Source organism: Desulfosporosinus burensis, assembly GCF_054657535.1.
Map to the genome: position 1 here is coordinate 321273 of NZ_BAAHYN010000002.1, position 21983 is coordinate 343255.

18 protein-coding genes are annotated in these 21983 nt (G+C 40.3%); 4 read left to right on the forward strand and 14 right to left on the reverse strand.

Going from position 1 to position 21983, the window contains the following annotated elements:
- Window positions 1-62: 62 nt before the first annotated feature.
- From ACYQ3Q_RS04520 to ACYQ3Q_RS04540, 5 genes are all read right to left on the reverse strand, one after another.
- A complete protein-coding gene (locus ACYQ3Q_RS04520; RefSeq protein ID WP_459927458.1) occupies window positions 63-632 on the reverse strand; it encodes a universal stress protein in 570 nt (189 codons plus the stop codon).
- A 317-nt stretch (window positions 633-949) separates the two neighbouring features.
- Window positions 950-1663, reverse strand: coding sequence for a hypothetical protein (locus ACYQ3Q_RS04525; protein ID WP_459927459.1), 714 nt, complete (start codon window positions 1661-1663; stop codon window positions 950-952).
- Complete coding sequence (locus ACYQ3Q_RS04530) at window positions 1660-2958, reverse strand: sulfite exporter TauE/SafE family protein (protein WP_459927460.1); 1299 nt, start codon at window positions 2956-2958, stop codon at window positions 1660-1662. The genes ACYQ3Q_RS04525 and ACYQ3Q_RS04530 overlap by 4 nt, the downstream gene beginning before the upstream one ends.
- A gap of 1013 nt (window positions 2959-3971) precedes the next feature.
- Window positions 3972-4535: a universal stress protein gene (locus ACYQ3Q_RS04535; RefSeq protein ID WP_459927461.1), complete on the reverse strand. Its 564-nt coding sequence runs from the start codon at window positions 4533-4535 to the stop codon at window positions 3972-3974.
- 84 nt (window positions 4536-4619) lie between these two features.
- On the reverse strand, window positions 4620-5087 hold the full coding sequence (locus tag ACYQ3Q_RS04540; protein ID WP_459927462.1) for a hypothetical protein: 468 nt from the start codon (window positions 5085-5087) through the stop codon (window positions 4620-4622).
- A gap of 316 nt (window positions 5088-5403) precedes the next feature.
- On the opposite strand from ACYQ3Q_RS04540, the gene ACYQ3Q_RS04545 reads away from it, so the two are divergent.
- Complete coding sequence (locus ACYQ3Q_RS04545; protein WP_459927463.1) at window positions 5404-5646, forward strand: hypothetical protein; 243 nt, start codon at window positions 5404-5406, stop codon at window positions 5644-5646.
- A gap of 33 nt (window positions 5647-5679) precedes the next feature.
- Here ACYQ3Q_RS04545 and ACYQ3Q_RS04550 read toward each other — a convergent pair whose 3' ends face one another.
- The 4 genes from ACYQ3Q_RS04550 to ACYQ3Q_RS04565 form a co-directional block, all read right to left on the reverse strand.
- Window positions 5680-6015, reverse strand: a complete 336-nt coding sequence (locus tag ACYQ3Q_RS04550; RefSeq protein WP_459927464.1) for a hypothetical protein — start codon at window positions 6013-6015, stop codon at window positions 5680-5682.
- Between the two features lie 44 nt (window positions 6016-6059).
- On the reverse strand, window positions 6060-6683 hold the full coding sequence (locus ACYQ3Q_RS04555; RefSeq protein ID WP_459927465.1) for a hypothetical protein: 624 nt from the start codon (window positions 6681-6683) through the stop codon (window positions 6060-6062).
- 236 nt (window positions 6684-6919) lie between these two features.
- Window positions 6920-8377, reverse strand: a complete 1458-nt coding sequence (locus ACYQ3Q_RS04560) for an SLC13 family permease (RefSeq protein WP_459927466.1) — start codon at window positions 8375-8377, stop codon at window positions 6920-6922.
- Between the two features lie 654 nt (window positions 8378-9031).
- A complete protein-coding gene (locus tag ACYQ3Q_RS04565) occupies window positions 9032-10573 on the reverse strand; it encodes an ATP-binding protein (protein WP_459927467.1) in 1542 nt (513 codons plus the stop codon).
- A gap of 352 nt (window positions 10574-10925) precedes the next feature.
- On the opposite strand from ACYQ3Q_RS04565, the gene ACYQ3Q_RS04570 reads away from it, so the two are divergent.
- From ACYQ3Q_RS04570 to ACYQ3Q_RS04580, 3 genes are all read left to right on the forward strand, one after another.
- Window positions 10926-11093, forward strand: a complete 168-nt coding sequence (locus tag ACYQ3Q_RS04570) for a hypothetical protein (protein WP_459927468.1) — start codon at window positions 10926-10928, stop codon at window positions 11091-11093.
- A gap of 318 nt (window positions 11094-11411) precedes the next feature.
- The gene (locus tag ACYQ3Q_RS04575; RefSeq protein WP_459927469.1) at window positions 11412-12020 is read left to right on the forward strand and encodes a hypothetical protein; all 609 of its coding nucleotides are present in this window, start codon (window positions 11412-11414) and stop codon (window positions 12018-12020) included.
- Between the two features lie 864 nt (window positions 12021-12884).
- The gene (locus ACYQ3Q_RS04580) at window positions 12885-14609 is read left to right on the forward strand and encodes a SulP family inorganic anion transporter (RefSeq protein WP_459927470.1); all 1725 of its coding nucleotides are present in this window, start codon (window positions 12885-12887) and stop codon (window positions 14607-14609) included.
- Between the two features lie 150 nt (window positions 14610-14759).
- Here the strand turns inward: ACYQ3Q_RS04580 and ACYQ3Q_RS04585 are convergent, their stop codons facing one another.
- The 5 genes from ACYQ3Q_RS04585 to ACYQ3Q_RS04605 form a co-directional block, all read right to left on the reverse strand.
- The gene (locus ACYQ3Q_RS04585; protein ID WP_459927471.1) at window positions 14760-15023 is read right to left on the reverse strand and encodes a hypothetical protein; all 264 of its coding nucleotides are present in this window, start codon (window positions 15021-15023) and stop codon (window positions 14760-14762) included.
- Window positions 15024-15076: 53 nt separating this feature from the next.
- Window positions 15077-16432: a sigma-54-dependent transcriptional regulator gene (locus tag ACYQ3Q_RS04590; protein ID WP_459927472.1), complete on the reverse strand. Its 1356-nt coding sequence runs from the start codon at window positions 16430-16432 to the stop codon at window positions 15077-15079.
- A gap of 103 nt (window positions 16433-16535) precedes the next feature.
- On the reverse strand, window positions 16536-17168 hold the full coding sequence (locus tag ACYQ3Q_RS04595) for a hypothetical protein (protein WP_459927473.1): 633 nt from the start codon (window positions 17166-17168) through the stop codon (window positions 16536-16538).
- 649 nt (window positions 17169-17817) lie between these two features.
- Window positions 17818-18087, reverse strand: coding sequence for an HD-GYP domain-containing protein (locus ACYQ3Q_RS04600; RefSeq protein WP_459927474.1), 270 nt, complete (start codon window positions 18085-18087; stop codon window positions 17818-17820).
- Between the two features lie 281 nt (window positions 18088-18368).
- Window positions 18369-21842: a bifunctional glycogen debranching protein GlgX/4-alpha-glucanotransferase gene (locus tag ACYQ3Q_RS04605; RefSeq protein WP_459927475.1), complete on the reverse strand. Its 3474-nt coding sequence runs from the start codon at window positions 21840-21842 to the stop codon at window positions 18369-18371.
- Between the last annotated feature and the right edge of the window lie 141 nt (window positions 21843-21983).

The following is a 21983-nucleotide window of genomic DNA, read 5'->3' on the forward strand; positions in this document are numbered from 1 at the left end:
AAGGCTGAAAAATATAGAACATGAAACTCGGTTTAACAGGTTTTTCTAAAAACCTTATCTAATTACTTATTAAAAACTTGGGGAAGCTTTTTAATTAACATCAAGGGTATTGGAGAGTTATTGATTAACAAACCAAAAAGCAAAACTTTCAATGTAGTAAGCCCCTGTGTACCCATAATGATCAAATTATAAGAATTTTTCGAGGCATAGTCATAAAGTGCCGCTAAAGTCTCAGAAATACCTGGATTGCAATATATCATAACATGATTGACGTTCTCTGCTCTTTCTAAAAATACCCCGTTAGTATCGGAGAGAATCTCATGATATTTGTTTTTAACAGAGACATTGGATCTGTCAAAAACATGCTTCAGGCAATTCGAGGTTGAACTTATCGGCCAACGATATTTAATTCCCTTTCCGTTACTTCTTGCCAAAGCCCAATTTACTAGGTCTCTTGTATCGATCCAACTATATTCTGTAATTTTAGAGTCTTCACAGCCTTCTTGCACCTGTACGACAGTCAAATGCATATTGGGCATATTCTTCAGTAGTATAGCAGTATGAACAGCCGCATAAAAGGCCTGCTGTGAATCATTAAAATAGAGGAGTACGTTAAACTTAGCATCATTCATAACAAATACTCCTTTCATCGAAGCGCACCGCTCTTAATCAATACGATCGTGCTGAGGATTACTTTTGCCGAAGCAGCTATCCCAAAAGCAACACTTACCGGCGAGAAGACATTAGTCTCCAGTAGAGACTAATGTCCCCAAAAGAACACTGATATTTGGTAGGACGTCTACCCGTCTGAAGCTTACTTAACGGTGAACCCAGCCCAACTTAGAAGTAGGTCTTGAAAACTGGATAAAACTCCGGCTCTGGTACTAGTAGTAGCAAAAGGAAAAGTCTCATGAAATAATAGACAACCTTTTGGTCTCAATTCTCAATTTCAGGCTACCTTCTTTTTCGATTTTCCAACGACAATACCAAGACCATCAAAGAGGTAAAAGAGTCCAAAACCGTACCATAACGTGTATGCAAGGTAGAAGCTGAGCAGGAAAATGAGACTTCCTTTATTCTCACTTACCTTCTTTATTTCTACTCCATAGTAATTGTAGCCCGGCTCAAGGGCCTTTTGCTGCACTTTGAGCAAGGCAGATCCTTCTAGAAACTGCGATTTAGCTTTCAGTGCGGCATCAATTTTCTTTAATGAGCTGTTCCAGTTGTAGGTTGCTTCACGGCCATCGTAACCATATTTTGCTTCCACTGTTTTACTATCATTGTGATACATTAAGTCGCTATCAGCTACGACGGCGCCTAGGATTTTGCCAAAATCTCCATCGATGGTCACTGAGGATTCTTTAACAGTCACAGTGGCGCCAGCTGTAGTGTATAATTTGCCCCATTTTTCGGCATCTGCGGGTGATGAAGCTTTAACGGTGAGGTTGATGTTTTTTCCCTTTTGACTATCAGCAACTTTTTGAGCGTCTTTCATGAAATAGGCCGAGCCTTTTGACAAAGAGTTAAACATATCGTCTGCGTATTCCAGACCATTTCTGCCATTACCGAAGTTGGGAGACATCATGCCAACGTAGACTAGTACAAAACTCACGAGCAATGCAACTCCGATGCCAAAAGTCTTTTTGTTTCGAACTACACTCATTGGGTAACACCTCCTTCGGTAACCTTAACATCATCCGCAGCAGACTCTGCCCGAAGCTTCGGTATATTAACAATAAATGTGCCTATAATCCAGACGGCAAAGATGGAAATTAGGCCGAAGAATAACCAGACTCCTATCGAGTTGATTAACGCGCCAGTAGAGTCGGTCATAGTGATATAGCCCATTTTTGCCAATTTTTCGGGTAAAGCAAATAGTCTGTTGACAAAGCCCGCCATTATGGCCAAGGCATAGAAGGCCTGGATCTGCGTACCGGGGACCACCTTGGTGGTGATGGCGCCTATTTGGATGCCGAATAACGAACCCAGTAGCATACCCATGGCTAGGGTGTAGAATACATAACCGTAGATAGCGTACTGTGCAATGGAACCGTAACCAGCTGTAAAGATAATTTGAAATATATCTGTGCCCACAGTGGTTGCGGTGGAGATTCCGAGACCATAAACAAACATTGGAAAGGTAACGAAACCGCCGCCAACACCTAGTATTGAAGCTAAGAAGCCCGTCAATGCTCCGCATATTGCTACAAAGATGCCGGATATCTTTCTTCCGCCGGGGACCATGTGCTCATCAAATTTAATCATAGGAGCAAGGTTTATGGATTGTAGCTTAACTCCTAGTGATGTCATTGTCTCTGGGCCTCCGTGAGCGTCGCCACCGTCCTTAGGAGCGTTTTTCCTATTTTCAAAATATTTTCCCATAGCGAAGAATCCCAGGAATCCCAACAGAACCACGTATATAGCACTTATTACGAAATCGCTCATTACAGGGTTGAAATTGTATAATTCGCGATTTAACTTACCGCCGCCTGTGACTCCCAGTCCAGAACCAACCAAAAAGGCGATGGCCAGACCCGCATGAACGTTACCCATTTTTTTGTGCAGGGTGGTGCCCATAATTGCCTTAGCAAAGATGTGAAACATGTCAGTCCCTACTGCCAATATTCCTTTTACTCCTAGGCTCATCAGCGCAGGCGTGATAACAAAGCCCCCGCCAGCTCCTATGCAGCCTGTAATAAGACCTGCAATGACACCCACGGCTATGGAGCCGTAAAAAGTTTCCGGTGAAAAATAGGATGGTCCGAAGGCAGCTTTACCACCGATAAAGGCCGGTAGAGTAGCTGCAGCATGAGCCATTGCTGGAATAAGCAAGGGCAGGGCCATTATGAACAGTATCAATAATTTCTTCCTGTTTTTGATAATATTAAAGGAAGTTTCAATCTCCCATTGAGCATGAGCCCTAGCGGCGCCCATTAAAGAGTTGTATAAAATTTTCATAGTCGTCTTCCCTCCTCCATTGATCTTTAGTTCAATTGGAGCTTTTAGTTATTACAAAACCTCACTTTTTCGGAGATTTATGATATAATAACTAATGTCAAATTCTTTTAGCGGTCTTTTACAGACTGCTTTTTTTTGAGAACGGCCTCTTGAACTTCATTGCTAAACTGATCAAACGCGTTCCACTTTTTTGTAATTTGTGATTTTTAGGGCAATATTTAGTTTTAACTTTTTGCTTAAAACACTTCAAGATAGACAGGTTCCTTTTCTTCATTATCTGGACCTATATGAAAACAAAAGTAATGGCTCACCTCTCCTTCTTTAGAAATTCCTTTCACAAGTTAACCTTAGCACTGCATTCCAGAGGTGTCTATAGTTAATACATATCCCCACAATCAATGATATCTATGGAATAATCCCCTAATTTGTGTCATGACGCCAAAATCGTGCGTTATTTATAATAGAAGCAAGCCCAGTTACTCCTACCTAGATAGTTTTGTGATACATAAGTGAACTCGTTCAGCTTAAGCTTAACATCCAGGCTTCAATTGGGCACTTACCCCCATCGCCGTTAAGTGTTCGTATTAGGTATAGCGGCTTTACCGAAGCAAAAATCGGAACACCTACTAATAAAGAAGGTGTCTTAAACGTGAATCAACGACCGATTTTGGAAATTGATGATTACCAAAATCGGTCGTTAAGAATTCGAATGATTGTACTCTTGTAATGGGAAAAATCTCTCAAACCCCATATTAATGAATATAAAGAACAAATCCCTCATAATTGAAATATCTAATGACTTTCTTGTCCAATTCAAAAAAATGATTACCTGACAAAGTCTCCTGCATCAAACGATGGCCATGAATGGTGATGGTCGGGTGCCGCTGGCGTCAAGTGGATATAAAAAGAAGTGTAGCAAATGCAACACTTCTAATAAATCTCAATACTATAAAATTAAGATCAATTTTAGGCTTCTTGGTAACCAAGTCGTTGAGCAAATTCTCTCTTGCAAGTCATTTTCGGATAACCTTCAGGTTCGTCTTTGATCTCATACTATTAGGAAAATCGAGAGGTAGATTCTTAACCGACAATACCGGAATTGGTGACCTATTTTGTAAGGTATGCTCTAAACTGCCAAAAATTAAGTCTTTTAGAGTTGTAAGTCTCCGAGTGCTAATAACTATTAGGGCAATTGACTTTTTTCTTGTATACTCGAGAAGTGCGTCTACCGCCTCGGGAATACTCGGATTGCAATATATCACTTGATGACTTACGTCTTCCGCTCTATTTAAAAAAACTTCATTGGTTTTGCTTAGAATTTCATTATACCTACTTATAGCGCCCGAATCAGCCTCGCCCATAATATCTATCATCCAGTTCAAGGGTGGGCTGATCGGCCAAGAATTAATGAGACTATTTTTAGCACCCATTGAGCCGTCATTGCTTTCTTTTAGCTGCACAATGGTTAAATGCATGTTAGGCATATTCGTTAATAAAATAGCGGAGTATACAACTCCCCAAAAGTCGTGCTGTGACTCATTCGAGTAAAGAAGTACATTAAACTTTGCTTCATTCATCTCAAATACCCTTTCTCAAATAGTACAACACTTAACTGGTATAAGGTTTTTCGCGCTTTAGCTACTATTCTGAGGCCTAAGCCCTTACCCAAAAGATGCGATTAAAGAACTGTTGGAAAAAATATTGTAATGCTTAAAATCTATATTACCGCTCATCCAAGTTTCTGAAACAATATGATTTTTCTTTTCGCCTGAAGCATCCCTGATCGGGCAAGTTATTTGAATAATAAACTGTTCTTCTGAGGGGTTACCGCCTAACTCCCGAATCATCAGTGTGGCAACGTCAGCTGGTAGATCGTGTAACTCTTCTTGGCTAAATGGCACATCCGGTCTAATCTCCATAGTTGCTTTAAACGATCGTTTGACCATACCTTCTAGGAAAACTGTCCCCACATTTGTCGTAAGAGTTGCTATAGGCCGTTTGGCCCGGACCCGATTATTATATAATTCAAACTTGAAATTACGCTCACCCTCCGGTCGATTCACTGGTACAACATTTAAAAACGTGCCTCTAGTGTGCCTGACCCCATAATTAAGGGATTCTTCTCTCATTATTAACCCTCCTTTCACTTGGAGCGAAATGTTAAGTTTAAGATTTTTTCTACGTCATAACGAAAACCGATTAAATTTCTTAGCGACCTTTTCAGTCTGCTTTCTATTAATACCAAGGCCTAATTTCTTCATGGACTACAATTTGAAAATCTAGCCTCCTTGCATCTTATTGTCTAAATAGTCCTAATTAAAGATTATCATTGTATTTTTATCACGTATATAGGAAAACAAAATGCTTATAATTAATTTATACAATGGTAATTCTAGTTATTAGAAAGAGCTTGACAACCGTCTCAAAGAAAGAAGGTGAGATAGTATGGAAAATGCTAATGTATCCTTGGAATTACTTTTAGAATTTGAAAAGAAGTACTGCAACTCATCAAAGCTTGTTAACTCTCAAATGATGTATTGGTATTACAAGATTTTGGGCATTAGATCCTTGAAAGAAGTCGTTCCGGAAATTGATGATTGGGTTTATCACTATGAACAATTCTTGGATTGCGGTGGAGATCCTTACCACTTAAAGCAAGCAGGGTCCTTTCTAGGACGGTATTTCTAAGGCGAAAACAATTAGCTACGGCTATAAACGGTTTTACTTGGCACGTGTGGCGAACCCTGGGAAATTAGCAACAGATTCTAATAGTGTACACGCAGCTGATTTCTCTGTCTTATCGCTAGGTTCTAAGTTCAGAACTACTTTGACTCTCTCTACATTAATTGATGAAGTAACGTCATCCTTGACCTCTGAACTAAATATCCTCTCTAATTCGATATTAGGAATAAGAATCGGATTGTCTAATATTGCGCAATTATCCGGCATTTCACCACTGATAGAAACGCTTCCACCGGCTTCTTTCACTATCCTCATGAACGTCTTCAACGCCTGGAGAGACGTGAAATCAATCCTAGCCACACATCTAACTTCCATTGTCCATCCCCACAATCTTAAAAAGTATTGTTTTGATCATTTTTCTATTTCACCCATATTTTAAAACTATCCTTATTTTCAATTATCTTTTCAGCTATTTTTGTTCCAACATCATGAAAGTATTGTTCGCTGTCATTGCGACTCAAATAATTATCTGCTTCTAAGCCTATATCACTCCCAATTACTCGTCGAAGTAAGGGAATCAGATTTGTATGGTTTACATCGAAACTCTCAATTGATCTTTCAAATTCATTCCTTATAATTGAAGAACCCCAGTACTTAGGTCCTTTTTCTGGCTTGATCTCGAAGACTCGTCGCATGAATTCAAAGGGAAACCCACCAATAGAAATCAGCATCTTAGGATTGTATTCCAAAATACAATTCCTTAATAACTTTATTTCTCTAACTACTTCGTCTCCCCACCAATTTAATGAACTAGGGACTATTCCACAATCACTGACAACACTCCTAATGTATATATTAGTCGTCTCAATTCTGGAATGTATTTCCCTATAAACTTTGTCTTGTATCTCATCCAACACATGTTTCCAAATATAATTGACAACATCAAGGTATTTTGGATTAATTAGTAGCCAAATTGGATAGCTCTTATCTCCTGAATCCCTGTCAACTAAAGGGATATATTTATCGCGTGAAAAGCCGGCCAACGAATCCCCCACCCTTCATAGTTTTAGGTTACTTCGACCCAATTAACAAATCATTTGACGTGAATCTGTTAACATTTGTTGTGATAACCGGCTTCTCATATTCAGAATTTTGTGATATAATTTAGATACGATTAAATTTCTTAGCGGCCTTTCGAGGCTGTTTTTTTTTGCTCTTGAGAAGACACCTTCCCTCGATTCTAACTATTATCTAAGTCGTTCTTAATACATATCCTTATCTACTTCAGAAGCGGAGCCAAACCTACCAGTGGCCAGTAGGTAAATGTCATGATTACCAGGATGCCCATGATTAGTGCACTTGCAGGAATACCACTCACGAAAAATTCGCCTGTAGTAAACTGCTTAGATTCATAGGCCATTGCGTTAGGAGCTGCACCAATCAGCAGTAAGAAAGGCATACCCGCCATTGCTACGGCACCATAGAGAACAAGCTCTGGATTAACGCCTAGATACTGAGCCATAACAAGAGCTACAGGTAGGGTAATTGCAATAGCTGCCACATTCATAATAAAATTCGTCATGATCAGTACTAAGAAGCAAACAGCTAACAAGAACACTAACCAGTGTGCACCAGATATCATTCCTAACCACTTGATCGCAATCCATTGAGCGGCACCTGTCTGCCATAGGCAGAAACCAATACTCATGGCACCGGAAAATAATAAAACGATGTTCCAAGGGATTTTCTTCTCCAGATCCTCAACCGTCAATACATTGGCGAGGAAGAATAATATTCCCGCGAGCAGCAACGGAACAGAACGGTCCATGGTCTTTAAAGCCGGGATAACGGCTTGTAATACAAGCATTGCCAAAGCAAAGAACACCACGGTCCCAACAAATTTTTCTTGTTTACTAACTGGTCCAAGTTTTGCATACTCGGATCTAGCCTTAGCACGTAAGCCGGGGATATGAGTTTTTTCAGGCTTGTAAATGATCAATAACAGTGCCCAAACCAGAAATACTGCTGCCCATCCAAAAGGGGCCATGTGAATGGAATAGTCAACAAAAGAAACCTCTTTACCAGTAAACTGAGTATAGAAACCTACTGCTGCAGGGTTACGTGCCCCACCTAGAAGAGTAGCGATACTTCCTGCACCTGCAGTGTAGGCCATTCCTATGAACAAAGCCTTACCAAATTTGGTAGGTTTGCCATCGGAGTTTTCTCCATTATACAAGGCCAAAATTGTTACTAAAATCGGAAACATAGTAGCCGCTACGGCAGTGTGAGCCATAATATGGGTTAATAATGCCGTAATAACAAAGACTCCTAATAAAATCTTTCGGGTATCTTCACCCACCACATCTAACATTTTATATGCGATTCGCTTAGTTATTCCGGCTTTAGTGAAAGCTAAACCAATGAGTAGAGATCCTAAAATAAATACCACCGTGGGATCCATAAAATCCCTAAACGCTTCCTTAGCTGGACGAATTAGGAATAAGGCTTGAACAACACCAATCATTAGGCTAGTAACCCCGATGGGAGTTACTTCAAATACCCACCAAATACTGGCTAGAAAGAATAAACCAATTGCTGCTTTACCCTGTTGACTTAACTCAAAGGCTTTACCGCTGGGATCTACCGCCGGTCCAAATTGTGGAGCATAAAAGAATACCAAAAATAATGCTATACCCAGCAAAATAAAGAAAATTCGTTTTGTATTGTTGCCACTCATATTTCTACACCCCTCTCTCTTTTTTTAAGGTGCCTATTTATGCTGTCCTAAGGGGCACTAACGACCACCTTACTAGAAAAATCACTTAGCACTTGACACACTTTTCCTTCATTTATGATATAATATCATTGCGATTAAATTTCTTAGCGGCCTTTCGAGGCTGCTTTTTTATTAGAATCTTTTGTGACTAGAAACACTTTCCAACTTTGTTTTGTCCATGTTATCCCTCCAATCACTAAAGGCCCATACAGCCACAAAGGTTAGAAACTTCCTCGGAAGTCATTAAGTCAGACCAACCTCCTTTCACTTCTGTTATGTGACTATACTCACAAGTAAAGGTTATCATTGTGATTGCATTGCGTCTATAGCAATTCAATATGCTCTTAATCGATTTAAGCTATTGCCAAAACAAACACTATAGGAGCTTTTTCTCTGATATCAGTTGAAATTATCATTATTTTTGATCCTTTGCTCTTTCTCGTTAGGAAAAAGGTGCTACACGTTAAGTGTTTCCTTCCCTGAATCTTCTCCACCGCATTTAAAGACTATAAGTATGAGCATTCAATTCTTTCATAATTAATTAGAACTATTATCAAAAAAATTGCTACGAAGAAAAAGTGGTTTTTCTTCGTAGCAATTTTTTTCACTTTGAGTCTAATAAAGTAATAAACTCTCTTTTATAGGATGTAGGTTCGATTTAGGTATACTTACCACCAATGTAGTCCCTTTAGGGGAAGTTTCAGAAACCCAAATTCTACCCATGTGCATGTGAATAATTTGATAACTGATAGACAACCCTAGACCAGTCCCATCATCTCTTGTCGTATAAAATGGATCAAAAATCCGAGGAAGATCATTGGCCTCGATGCCGGAACCCGAATCGATAAAAAATACTTCAATGGTCTCTTCTTTGACAATTGATTTGATGATGAGTTTACCTCCACCTTGCATTGCTTGAATAGCATTTATAATCAAATTAACAAAAACTTGTTTCATTCGATCCATGTCAATGTTTACTAGGGGAAGATTTGATTCAAACCTTTTCTCCAGCCCAATCTTATTTTGCCGTAACATTGGATAGGTAAAGGTAAGAACGGATTCTAATAAACTATTCAACTCGGTGGGACTAACGATAGGTTTACTAGGACGACCAAAATCCAACAACTCTTTAATAACATTATTGCCGCGATCGATTTGCTCACAAATAACCTGAGTATATTCCTTCAACTCCTCTTGATTTTTAAATTCTCCCTCCATAACTTGGACAGTCGCTTTAACTATCCCCAAGGGATTTCTTAATTCATGCGCAACTCCTGTCACGAGGCGACCAAGTGCTACGAGTCTTTCTGATCTAGTTAATTCTTCTTCCAGTCGTTTCTTTTTCTTTAGGTTATCAGCCATATTGTTAATGGCTTGGACGACTTCTCCGATTTCCCCCGGCATGGCAGGTAGCCTCTTGTCACTATCTTCCTGCATGCGCAGGATTCCATTTTTAATCATCTGTACTTCAGTGGCCAAGTTATGAATGACATAAAGAGCGGCTCCCAGACCAAAGATCAGTCCAAAAAGCGTCAGGTATCGAGTGATTAGGCTAAATTGCCTACTCTGGGCAAAGACCGGATGAACCTGCTCGTCTGCCCAAGCTATGGCAATTAGTTTTCCCTGCTGCATTACCGGCATTAAATATTCAAAGGTTTGGTTTCCTAGTGACCCGGTGATACGAGAAAGTGGTTTTTTGGTAGCATTAACAGCGACTAGACCTGAGGAAGCTTCGTCTAAAATTCGATATTCTCTCGCTTTGATTTCTTCGGGTGTTTGAGGCCTGTATTGGTGGAGAAAACCATTAACGAATAGGTCATTTGTTTCAGGAATGTAAAGGCCCAGGCGTACTCCAGGGTTTGCATCTGCCAAGGGTTTAGCAATTATATCAAAGGCATTGGCAATTAAGCTTGTATCCATAAGAGCGAGAGAGGAGTTGAATTCTACATTTGCACGGTCCAGAACTTCTGTTAATCCTTGAACTGTGGCATTAACCATGGTACCCAATCGCTCTTCCTTTGTTTTTAAAAGCATTTCATCTTTGGCACCAGAAAAAAAGATGTCATACATCATCACTAGAATGGGGATTAATAAGATGGCAGAAACAGTGATCATTATTTGAGAAGCGAAGGATTTATTTTTCAGAATTCTTAACATGCCAACGCCTCCTCTGCATGAATTCAGGCAATTCATTTCCAGCTGTTCAAAATCAAACAAAACCTATTGACTGTTTTAAAGAGCACAAGTAGTAGACTTAAGAGTTGCCTAAGGTAAATCTGGGCTCAAGGAATTAGTCTTCCACAGATTGAGATGTCTGAAAACATACAAAACATAACCGAAAAAGGGGTAAAATAGCTGGCATGATAATTGCATAAATAACTACACAAGTGATACTGAAAACAAAGGTAAGTATTGCTTGAATACATCAAAGTGTAAGAACCAATATTTTCATGGGTCTCATGTTAAACAATAGGGAGAGATAACTTAATTTAAGGAGGGGGTAATTCTTATGAATACTACTCAATTCATCGAATGGGTTCAAGAAGTGTTTGATTCATGCAATATCCACAATGAGATAGAAACGAGCAAGCTTATTGTGGAAGTGATGAGAAAATTCCACTCTCTAAACAAGGAAAAAATTCAAGATCAGGTAGCAGTCAGCGCAATGTTACGGTAGAAGGTAAACCAAGACTAACATTATAACATTATTCCGTCTATATCAAATCATTAAATTCATTATTAATAAACTATATGGATCATATGCAAGCATTTAACTTCGATATCTTAAGGGCTCGGATTATTTATCCTTATCTGATCTAACTTTTTATATACCTATAAACACCCTCGGCATTTCTCTTAATTTCCAAGCCAGGTGTAGGAAAAGGAGGTATTTGAAATAAGGATTCAGTTCCTTAAATGCATATTATTCTGATGGAACTAAGCATTCGTTCTTTACACAATTATAGTCGATTTAGCATTGAAAGGTGGGATTTGTTTGTCCAGCTGTGTACTTAATAATGATTTAACGTTTGTTGATAGAATGAATAAAGAATCCGGAGATAGATCTTGTCCGATTTGGCTATTAGTTAATCCCAAATATCCTGCTGATATTTACGATATTTGGTCTCTCATAATGTATGAGATTCAGGACCAGGTATATCGTAAACTCCATGCCAGAATTAATAGTAAAAATATTTTCATAATGAATACGATTAGCGATATTGGAAGAGTTCCTGATGCTTCAAGTGAAGCAGAAGTAGCTCAAGAAATTGCATTCTTAAGGGAAAGTGTCCTCGAACATCAACCCAAACTTCTAATTACTTTCGGTACCATTACAAATGAGTTTGTGAGGCGTGTCTTCGTTCAAAGGCCTGAGAATGGGCCTAAGTATTGGAATACTAGTAACATAGCGGATGAATTTGAACGATCTATTGCGAACTTTGATATAAACCATACAAATTGGATTCCTTTAGTTTGTCGAGTAACGAAGAAAACTAAGAGCCTTAAAGATTGGGAAGACAGTGAAAATTACTATCATGGTATTGCAACCAAGATTGCTGAAAAGATTATTGAAAACAAGGATGGTCTTAAACTATGGATTTGATAAGCGACAGTTAGAAGAGATTGCAATGGAGAAAGGACGATAAATATGGGTGCTTGGAAATTTTTTTGGGGGTTCTTGGTTTTCTTCGGTTATTGGCTCTGGCATTGTGATGAAGAAACCTTAGACAAAGCGCTAAATTGACTTAATGTCATCATTTCGCCCCAAAGCAACTGGTTCAAAAAGTCTGGGCGCCGTATGAGCGACCGAGGCGCCCTCGATCCTTTTATTATTCTTGTTCATTGGACGCTTTCCCGTCAATTCTTTGATAAGCTACGCCTTCTTCTCTGTCTTTGTTTGACAATCCATTTTTCCTTGTGTGTGAAATCAGACAATCAACTTGTAACTGTTCGAATACAAACAATAAAAACTATCTATATATAAAAAGCACAATCAGCGGAAGTTGCAAGTCTTTTACGCAGGTATGAGTTCCGGGCATTTGCTCTTCCCCATATACAAGGCAAAGATTCGAGTTAATGGAATATCCCCAGTGATTGTAGGGGGATAATTTTCTAGTGAGGTGATGATGTTGGATAGAATCAAAAAATTTCATTCTTTGAAGATTATCAATCAACATCCCGATTCCCTGACAGGATACTCAATAAGAGTTGTCAAGCGAACAAAAAATACAGATCTACCTCATTTCATCATGTTTGGTGAACAGCAAAACTTAACAATGCCAATTCTTAATTATAATCTCGAGGACGGTATTACTGTCAGTCGTCATACCCTAGTGCATTCAAAATCTGTAGCTGACATCATTTTACATTAAAAAGTACCATATTTCACGAACTAATTCCTCTCAAACTTTAAAACTTGAGCGAGTTTAGCTAATGGGTTAAACAAAATATGCTTGGGGGTATAATGATGAGCATCATTAAATTTATCCCGATTTTGGATACCTTAATCAATTATGACAGAAAGAACCTTCGCTTTGATCTAATTGCTGCCCTAACGGTTGCAGTCGTCGCGTTACCACAAACCATGGCTTATGCTATGATTGCAGGTGTTCACCCCGCTTATGGCTTATATTCAGGTATTGTGCTAACAATTCTGGCTTCATCGTTTGGTAGTTCCAACCAGTTAGCAACTGGACCCACGAACGCTATCTGTCTCTTGATTGCTTCTTATATGATACCCTTTGCAGGGAATGATAACTTCTATGCTAACTTATTTCTTTTAACCTTTTTAGTAGGCGCTATTCAACTTACAATGGGTGTACTAAGGCTAGGCTCCCTAGTCAACTATGTTTCCCACGCAGTCATAGTTGGTTTCACCGCTGGGGCAGGTATCATTATTGCAATGGGGCAGCTTAATAACTTAATGGGCCTTACGCTTCCAAGTGGTCACCTTTCTAGTATCGGTAAAGTTGTCGCCTGTTTCCAAAATATCGAAAAAATCAATTATCACGCCTTAGGGATTGGTATGTTTACCATGGCAGTTATATTAATATGCAAGAAAATTAACAAGAATTTGCCAGGAGCATTATTAGGTGTTATTTTTTCAGTAATTTTAGTAATGGTTTTAGGATTGGAAAAATATGCAGTCAAGGTTGTAGGGCAAATACCACAGGCCATCCCACCGTTAAGTATGCCAAATTTTACTCTCACTGCTATCGGTGATTTAGGAGCAGGTGCAATGGTCATCGCTATCATTGGTCTGGTTGAAGCTGTATCCATCTCCAAGGCCATAGCCTCCAAAACGCATCAAAAGATAGACCCTAACCAGGAATTTATTGGCCAGGGTATGGCGAACTTAGGAGGCTCTTTCTTTAGCAGTATCGCGGGCTCTGGCTCCTTCACACGTTCTGCCATAACCTACCAAAACGGTGGGAAAACAAGGCTAACGGGTGTATTAGTAGGTGTAATAATTCTCGTCGTGTTAGTTTTCTTAGCACCCTTTGCCAGGTATATCCCTAATGCGAGTTTAGCTGGGGTTATCATGTTAGTTGCTTACTCCATGATTGACAAAAAAACCCTGACAAAAGTCTTAACAACGAACCGAAATGATGGGATAGTATTATTAGCAACCATGTTAACCACAATCTTTGCACCTCATTTAGAACAAGCTATTTATGCAGGCGTTGCAATTTCATTATTGCTCTACCTCAAAGATTCAGGCGTGGCAACCGTCAGAACACTTGAACCAGTTAAAGGGAGTGACGGGCGATTTGTGGAACAGCTTGTCAATGGCCAAGATACATCTATCTCAATCCTTCAACTAGAAGGGAATCTATATTTTGGTTCTTCGGCCGATCTCGACAAGAAGTTGAGTGACTCTTACTCCAACTCTAAAGTCTTCCTCATACGTTTCAAGGCTGTTTCAATTATCGATATTACGGCATTGGAAGTTATCGAGGCTTTTATTAACAGAGCTTTAGAGGAAAAAAAGAGGGTTATTCTATCTGGAGTTACACCTAAAATTCTTAGGATGTTAAATAAAATGCACATTATCGATTATGTCGGGCATGAAAATATCTATATGGAAGACGATGAGGTATTTGCCACATCCGGGAAGGCTCTGGACGAAGCCAGTTCCTTTGTCAGAAACGTGAGTTATAAGACTGAGGAGAGATCTGTTCGCACCTGCTAATTGAAAGTGTTATTATAACTCTGGCTGATGGGACAACATAATCCCCCTAAGAGATCAAAGTTTCTCTTAAGGGGAAGCACATCTTTAGATATTGAATGTATTTTCCTCTCCTCACTTCGCACAGAATAGAACCGTAAATGTCCTAGTTAATTATATAGACGTTGGTGCCATGTCGTTTCTAAATATGAATAAACGATCCCGTTCTTCAGGCGACTCCTGACGGCATTGATAATTTTCACATCGAGTAGGGATTATCGAAATGTCCGTAAGAATCATGTAATCTATCTCTTTAGGTGTCAATTGTTTTACTTCAGCCTCTGCATTTTTTATGACCTCTTGAATTATCTTGTGAAGATTAGAGCGAATAGGACACTGTTCCATAATACATTGGCTGCACTTAGAGGTGACCTTCATGATATACCTCCCTTAGAAATAATTAGCCAATCGTAACCAATTTCGTGGTTTTCCTACAACTTGATTTGGTACTTTTGAGCCCTATAAAGAAGCGCCGATCGAGTAAGGCCTAGCAGTTGTGCCGCTTTAGTTTGATTCCCAGTACTTTTCTCAAGAGCCTTAAGAATCAGCTCTCTTTCCACCGCATCAAAAGATATCCCCTTGTCTGGGAAATTAAGAATCAAACCACGATCGGCCGCATTTTTACTGTTTTCAAGTTTTTGGATTTCCTTTGGTAAATGCTGTACTTTGATATCATTTCCCTGAGAGAGAATAACAGACCTTTCAATCACGTTCTGTAACTCTCGGATATTCCCAGGCCACTCGTAGTTCATCAGTAACCCCAAGGCTTCAGGAGAGATCATTTGTTCCTGAGAGGGGTTAAATTTTTGCAGAAAGTGCATCACCAACAAGGGGATATCTTCAGTTCTTAACCTTAAGGGGGGAATGTGAATCGGTAAAACATTTAATCGGTAGTAGAGATCCTCACGAAAAGTCCCTTTTTTAATACAATCCATCGGATCTCGATTAGTAGCCGCAATTACCCTTACATCAATTTTAATACTATCTGTACCGCCTACCCTTTCAAACTGCCTTTCCTGAAGAACTCGCAGCAGCTTTACTTGCATAGACAGTGGCATTTCAGTGACCTCGTCAAGGAAAAGTGTTCCTTTATCAGCCAGTTCAAAACGACCCGTTTTTCGAACCACAGCACCTGTGAAGGCACCCTTCTCATGGCCAAACAACTCACTTTCCAGTAATGACTCCGGTAGTGCAGCACAGTTAATAGGCACATAGGATTTTTCACGTCGATAGCTTAGGTTGTGAATCGACAGCGCCGCAACCTCTTTGCCTGTCCCGCTTTCCCCGGTTATTAATACCGTGGCATTACTGTCGGCTACCCTTTCGACTAGTGTATTAACTTCTTGAATCGCTGAACTGTTGCCTAAAATTCGGCCGTGTTTTTTGTTTAGTTCAGAGCGTAGAAAAACAACTTCTTCCCGTAAACGATTAACCTTTAAGGCCTGTTTTACGACTAACTTGAGCTCATCAAGATCAAATGGTTTGGTAATATAGTCAATTGCCCCCAGTTTCATGGCTTCTATGGCAGTGTCAATTGACCCATGGGCAGTTATCATAATGACCGGAAGCTTCGGAATAAGCTCTTTGGCCTTAATCAATACGTCTAACCCATCCATTTCAGGCATTTTGAGATCAAGAATAACCAAGGAAGGTGTTTCATTCTGGATTAGTTCTAAGCCTTCTCCCCCCCCGGTGGCAGTTATCACCTGATATCCTTCCTGACGGAGGCCTTTCCCGAGAGCCCAACACAGATGCTCTTCATCATCAATGATAAGAATCTTATTCAATAAAAACACTTCCTTCGCTTAACGGAAAGTGAGTTACCACCATTCATTCGTTAAGGGCTCTGCGCTTTCAGCATTAGTAATCCTCAGACGGTTAGTACTCGATTCACTTTATCCAAATATCTAGCTGATCCCTGTTTTCAATAATCTTTTCAGCGATCTTAGTCCCAACGTGTTGAAAGTAAGTCTCACTGTCAGTCGGAGATAAAATATTACGGGTTTCTATGAACTTATCAGTGGCAATGACTCGACGTAGTAAGGGAATCCTGTTTGTTTGATTTATATCAAAGTCATCAATAGATTTCTCGAACTCATTTTTCAAAATAGAAGTGCTCCAAGCCTTAGGTCCTTTTTCCGGTTTAATTTCGAAGACACGCCTTGCAAATTCAAAAGGAAAAGCACCAAAAGAGATCAGCATTTTAGGCTTGTGTTCTTGAACAATTGCCCTGTAATATTCAATTTCTTTGGCAACTTCCTTACCCCACCAATTTAAGGTATTCGGAACTATTCCGCCATCGACGACAGCGCTCCTAATATAAAGATTTGAAGTATCTATCCTGGTTTGAAAATCTCTAAATACTCTGTCCTGGATCTCATCTAACACAGGTCTCCAAATATCATAGCGAACTGCAGGGTATTTTGGATTTATTAACAGCCAGATTGGATAGTTTCTATCTCCTAATTCCCTCTTCATATTGTCCCCATTAAATTGATTGTTATTGAAAGTTAAGCAGGACATATCGTACCCCACCTTTCTTTTATTGTCAGGTCACATCTCTAGCTCGGTTTTAAGACTACGATCAAATTTCTTAGCGGTCTTTAAAGACAGCTTTATAATTATAGTCAAGAAAAAAACTGATTGACATTGAGCTAACTTCAGGTTTCGTCCTATCAACCTCCTTCTACTTTCATGTGTGATTTTGATCACAATTAAAGATTATCATTATGGACACGATTATGTCTATAGAATATCAGTATGTTCTTAATTAAGATATGTTATGAAACATGCTTGAGATATCTCAAGCTAGAAGATTTTATTGGGGATTATCTCTGGTGGAATTTTGAGTCGGCCTTTCTTAAGACCTCATTTTCGTTCAGTTTGCACGGTTATTATTCTTACCTTCATAAAATTAGCTAAAAATTCCTCATATAAATTAATTGACCATAATTAATGATTATCATTATGATCGTTTTATTTTCAGCAAATCAATTTAAGCGTAATCCCCCTTGGTTATTACAAGATTTTTTAAAGCTAGCCAAGGCCCTGGGATAATGCGAAGGATAGACTAATGCAGAAACTAAGACACCCACTTACAAGAAGTGGGTGTACCATAGCTACTTTAGTATTTGCAGTTCTAGAAACTGTTTCACGCCTTGCAAAAAATGAGCTATTCAATAATAGCTGCCCCTTTTAATTGGCGCGGATAACCTTTACCGTTTAACCATTCATGATGTTGATAAGCCATATGGGCAATGATTATACTGGTTTCTCTCTTTTTACGGATGAGATCATAGCCCTGGGTCGTGTGAGTATGGTATAACTCTAATTCTTCCTTCGTTAATAGACTTCTTTTATTAATAATCTCTTTAGGCAAATTGACAATTCCCACATCATGGAGCAGCGCACCTAGCGCAAGCTCAACACTTACTCCTCGCACTTCGCTACCTCCTTTCTCTAAAATAGGTTTGTATTCGATAAGCAATCTACGGCATATTCTTTCAGGTTATTCTTTTTGCTTGTCTCAAGATAGTAGATTTTTCTTCATATCAGCTCCACTGAATTCGACAAAAATCTTTAGATATCCTTCACTTAAGATAATAAATCTCCTAGGATTCAAAGCATAATCCCCCATTAGGGAATGGCCAAGAAGGACTGCATTAGATAGCAACTTATATGAAAAAAGGGAGTAGCGAAAACTTCAGTTTCGCTACTCCCTACCTATGGCAGTCTCTTCGCTTCCCTAGCAATAGAACGAAGCCACTCCTTCACTTCAGTTGTCAACAGATCCTGACTCAGCTGCCATTGCCAATTCCCTTCGATCGTCCCTGGAACATTCAGCCTAGCGTCTGCGTCTAAACCCAGGATATCTTGCATTGGAATGATAACCCAAGGGGCTGGAGTTCTGTACAAATCCTTAATCAGTTTACGGCAGGCTTCTTTTGGACCATCCTTATGATCTTCTCCAGTATAGTTAGCCTTCTCTTCATCTGTCCAGGTCGATTTATACCATCCCACCAAAGTATCATTATCATGAGTACCCGAGTAATAGATCAGATTAGAATCTTCTTCGAAGATTATCTCCTTTAGCGCGGTAAATTGTAGAACTTTCATACCTGGAAAACCAAAAATTCGCTTTAGCACGTTGACTTCCGGTGTGATGGTTCCCAAGTCCTCTGCAATGAAGGGTAACACCCCGAATTCCTCAGATAGACTTTCAAAAAACCGTTTCCCTGGTCCTTTTAGCCATCGTCCGTTCATCGCTGTTTCTTCCTTGGCCTCAATCTCCCAATAAGCCTCATATCCTCGGAAGTGGTCAAGACGTATAAAATCAAAAAGCCCGAGAACAAGTTTGATTCTTTGCTTCCACCAAGTGTAATTCTCTAACCCTAAGACATCCCAGTCATAGACTGGATTTCCCCATAACTGACCCGTCTTACTGAAATAATCGGGAGGAACTCCCGCTACTTTGGCAGGTCTGCCGCCCTCGTCCAGTTTGAAAAACCGGTGGTTTACCCATACGTCGCAGCTATCGGCTGCGACAAAAATAGGGATATCCCCAATTAATTTAATTCCCTTTGCTTTGGCATAGTGCCGAAGCCCTTGCCATTGATAATAAAAAGCATATTGAACAAAACGATTAAATTCTACCTCGTCCTCAAGCAGTCGGACATACTCCGCCACCCTCTCCGTGTTGCGCCAAGCAAGCTCTTGTTCCCAATCATACCAGGCTATGTCCCCAAAATGAGCCTTTAAAGCTCGATATAGAGCATAATCATCCAGCCATTCCCGGTGATCCTGTTGAAATCTCAAATAGTTCTGCCGAGCAAGAAACCTAAACTCTGGCCCAGTTCGATCGGAGTCTTGAGTTTGGTCCTGGAGTTGACCTTGTTCTTGGAGTTTAGCATTAAAGACTTTAAACGCTTTTCGCAGACTAGCATCTTTAAACATTTCAGCTGACAACTCTGACAGTTGCAACTCCTCAGCAAAATCTGCTGCGAGAAGGCCCTCCCGGACCAAACCTTCCAGACTGATCAGCCTCGGGTTTCCAGCGAAAGCAGAATCGCTTTGATAGGGAGAATCCCCTAACCCGACAGGATTTAAAGGCAGCACTTGCCACAAAGATTGACCAGTGTCAACTAAAAAATCGATAAAACGATAGGCCTCTTCGCCCATATCTCCCGACCCGAAGTCCGAAGGCAGGGAGCTAATGTGCATTAACACTCCGCAAGAACGCCCCAAGTTTTGAAGCGGAAATGCTGGTAGGCTTTGTTTACAATATAAAGCTTGGGCTGACAAAGGGCCTAGGTTAAGGGTTTGTGCCGTCTGTCCAGTGATAATCTGCCCACTCAGTAAATCTATAACGAAGGGACCCTTTATCAGATTAGTGTGCAAAGTCGAGGGCAAGGTGATTTCCTTAGCTTGCGTGGCATGGCGATTAATCAAGACTATGATTTCCTCATCTCTATCAGACCGTTTAAAACCATAAATATCCGGCTCAGAGTAAAATGACTGGAAATCACCCGACTGTAATACCTGATACTCGAGACGCAGGCGAATCACCGTTTTGTACCACTGCAAGATTGCTTGGTCTTCCCTATTCCAAGGGTACGTTGCGCGGTTATAAGGGTCACTATATCCTTCCAGTCCCACTTCATCCCCATAATACACACAAGGCACACCAGGAAAGGTCATTTGGATCAGACTAACTAGCTTAAGCCTTTGCACGGCAAGTTTTCGAGCCTCTGGAGAAAGCCTATAGCTCTGCTTCTCAGTTTCTATCAAAGCCTGTTCATCGGGAGCCTCCCCTAATAGAGTTAAGATCCTCTCCCGATCGTGACTTCCGATCAGGTTCATAGCCCCATAAAAATTCTCCCGGGGATAATTTTCATACAAGCTCATCACTTGCTGATGAACCAAGCTTGAAGTAGTTTTACTAAGCATGAAGCCAAGGAAACTATCTCGGAAAGGGTAATTCATCGTAGCATCCAGCTCATAACCCCAAAAATACTCGCGAAGTTTACCATAGCTCCCTTTATTAGAGGCATCCTCCCATACTTCCCCTATGAGAACTGCTTCGGGATTGATGGTTTTGATCGTTTGCCTCAATTTTCGAATGAATTCATCCGGAAGCTCGTCAGCCACATCCAACCGCCAACCAGCAATTCCTTTTTTCATCCACTTTTGGATAACCCCATTCTCAGCACCGAATAAGAATTCTTGATAGGAAGGGTTTAGTTCATCCACTTCTGGCAGTGCATCAACACCCCACCACGACTGGTACTCTTGGCTGTTGGGCTTGAATTGATACCATAGATAATAGGAAGACTCTGTTGACTGATAAGCACCCACACTAGGGTAAGTATTATAGCGATTAAAATAGACACTGTCACTCCCTGTGTGACTAAACACACCGTCCAACACGATAGCCATTCCGTATTGCCTAGCTTCTTTGATTAAGTGCTCGAAGAGCTCTTCATCTCCAAACATAGGATCGATCTTGTGATAATCCGCAGTATCATATTTATGATTACTAGGAGCATCAAAGATCGGATTAAAGTAAATGATGCTTATCCCTAACTCGTGGAGATAAGGTAGTTTTTTAATAACCCCTAATAGGTTCCCCCCAAAAAAATTCCAATGAGTTACTCTACCTTGTTCGTCTTTAATATAGAAGGGAGTGTCATACCAATCAGCATGTAAGAGGGCATTTTTTCTGGGGTATAGCACGAACCCATCTTCATGGGCGTGATGGAAGCGATCCACAAAGATCTGATACATGATTCCCCGTTTATACCAAGCCGGAACTTCCGAGGGACTATGGACAGTCACTTGGTAGGCAGGAGGCTCTTCATTCCCGAGGTGTCCCTCCCCTCCCAACTTATCCACATTATTGCCATAACAGTAGGTTTGTCCACCGACTTGAAGCCTAAAATAATACCAGACAAGTCCGGGGGTGTTTGGGGCCTCATACTCCACCTCAAACACGACCCTTTGTTCGGAAAACTCCCCAGATATTGGACACATTGGGACTAATCGCTCCCGGTCTCTCTCCCAGAGGCGTAAATGCAAGGACTCTATAGGAACTTCTGAGCTCAGATCTAAACGAATCCTAATCATCTGTCCACAAGTTACCGCTCCAAAGGGCTGACGGTAGTCTAGACTATGGGAGTCATGATATATAAAAAAACTCATTTCCACACTCCTACCGCATCTTCCTTAGTTCGTTCTGTCTGAGCTATTAAGAAAACTTGGCTGGCGCCCGAAGACACTGTCTTCGCACGTGTTAGCATTGCGGAGAAGCGCTGGCCATGACTCGAACAAGGATGTTCGAGA

Bases quoted from the DNA above. Each gene is read 5' to 3' on its own strand.
- ACYQ3Q_RS04565 (WP_459927467.1), bottom strand. From the start codon at position 10,573: ATGTTAAGAATTCTGAAAAATAAATCCTTCGCTTCTCAAATAATGATC.
- ACYQ3Q_RS04560 (WP_459927466.1), bottom strand. From the start codon at position 8,377: ATGAGTGGCAACAATACAAAACGAATTTTCTTTATTTTGCTGGGTATA.
- ACYQ3Q_RS04580 (WP_459927470.1), top strand. From the start codon at position 12,885: ATGAGCATCATTAAATTTATCCCGATTTTGGATACCTTAATCAATTAT.
- ACYQ3Q_RS04530 (WP_459927460.1), bottom strand. From the start codon at position 2,958: ATGAAAATTTTATACAACTCTTTAATGGGCGCCGCTAGGGCTCATGCT.
- ACYQ3Q_RS04535 (WP_459927461.1), bottom strand. From the start codon at position 4,535: ATGAATGAAGCAAAGTTTAATGTACTTCTTTACTCGAATGAGTCACAG.
- ACYQ3Q_RS04545 (WP_459927463.1), top strand. From the start codon at position 5,404: ATGGAAAATGCTAATGTATCCTTGGAATTACTTTTAGAATTTGAAAAG.
- ACYQ3Q_RS04605 (WP_459927475.1), bottom strand. From the start codon at position 21,842: ATGAGTTTTTTTATATATCATGACTCCCATAGTCTAGACTACCGTCAG.
- ACYQ3Q_RS04585 (WP_459927471.1), bottom strand. From the start codon at position 15,023: ATGAAGGTCACCTCTAAGTGCAGCCAATGTATTATGGAACAGTGTCCT.
- ACYQ3Q_RS04540 (WP_459927462.1), bottom strand. From the start codon at position 5,087: ATGAGAGAAGAATCCCTTAATTATGGGGTCAGGCACACTAGAGGCACG.
- ACYQ3Q_RS04550 (WP_459927464.1), bottom strand. From the start codon at position 6,015: ATGGAAGTTAGATGTGTGGCTAGGATTGATTTCACGTCTCTCCAGGCG.
- ACYQ3Q_RS04525 (WP_459927459.1), bottom strand. From the start codon at position 1,663: ATGAGTGTAGTTCGAAACAAAAAGACTTTTGGCATCGGAGTTGCATTG.
- ACYQ3Q_RS04520 (WP_459927458.1), bottom strand. From the start codon at position 632: ATGAATGATGCTAAGTTTAACGTACTCCTCTATTTTAATGATTCACAG.
- ACYQ3Q_RS04570 (WP_459927468.1), top strand. From the start codon at position 10,926: ATGAATACTACTCAATTCATCGAATGGGTTCAAGAAGTGTTTGATTCA.
- ACYQ3Q_RS04595 (WP_459927473.1), bottom strand. From the start codon at position 17,168: ATGTCCTGCTTAACTTTCAATAACAATCAATTTAATGGGGACAATATG.